Source organism: Thalassobacterium maritimum (assembly GCF_031127805.1).
In the GTDB taxonomy this organism is placed as follows: Bacteria; Verrucomicrobiota; Verrucomicrobiia; order Opitutales; family Coraliomargaritaceae; genus Thalassobacterium; species Thalassobacterium maritimum.
This window is the reverse complement of the sequence record NZ_JARXHW010000204.1, coordinates 1-602: the sequence shown is the minus strand read 5'-3', so window position 1 is coordinate 602 and position 602 is coordinate 1. Positions and strand designations below refer to the sequence as shown.

The window sequence follows — 602 nt, the reverse complement described above, 5'->3', positions numbered from 1 at the left end:
TGACTATTAATCCAAACGCGACGACTCCAGGGGTAAGCCAAAATTTATTAAATTCTTTCTTTTTCTGTTCTTCGTCCATTTTTGTAGATCGTAGACGAGAGGAATAGATGAGCGCCAGCGAAATCTATTGCCTCATCGGACTGGTTAGGCCTAATTGTGTTCATTCTCCATAGGTCACTTCGATTCGGCTATCTGGATAAATGCTCACAAAAACTTGTCCACCTGCTGGTTTCAATTCTTGGTCAAACTTAGCGTCCAATTCCCACGTAATGAACCAAAAATAGCCTAAATCTTCTTTTTTGTTTTTTATGAGCTTAGCTGAACTTATGCGTTTCGCAGATACGTCAATCTCGTGGACTTGAATATGTTTTTTTGCTTTTTCTATAGCTTGTTCAATACGGATGGGCGGTCTATGTGGGGCCTCATCTGCATCCGTTGAAACAGAAAAACAAAATAGCATAAGGAGTAATGTGATGAATCTCATGTGGGGTATTTTTATTCTCTGCCTAACTTAAAGTGTTGTAGGCTGGAAGCTCCGCTTTCTGCTTACAACCTGTTGGACTAAGCCGTGCGGGTGTGCTTTACGGGGTAAGGGGATTGTT

Annotated in this window: 1 protein-coding gene; it reads right to left on the bottom strand. The window is 41.4% G+C overall.

What is annotated here, in order from left to right; genetic code table 11:
* Positions 1 to 160: 160 nt before the first annotated feature.
* A complete protein-coding gene (locus QEH52_RS20035; protein WP_308952740.1) occupies positions 161 to 484 on the bottom strand; it encodes a hypothetical protein in 324 nt (107 codons plus the stop codon).
* Positions 485 to 602 lie beyond the last annotated feature (118 nt).

Excerpts from the sequence above, each read along its gene's own strand:
- QEH52_RS20035 (WP_308952740.1), bottom strand. The coding sequence starts at position 484 with ATGAGATTCATCACATTACTCCTTATGCTATTTTGTTTTTCTGTTTCA.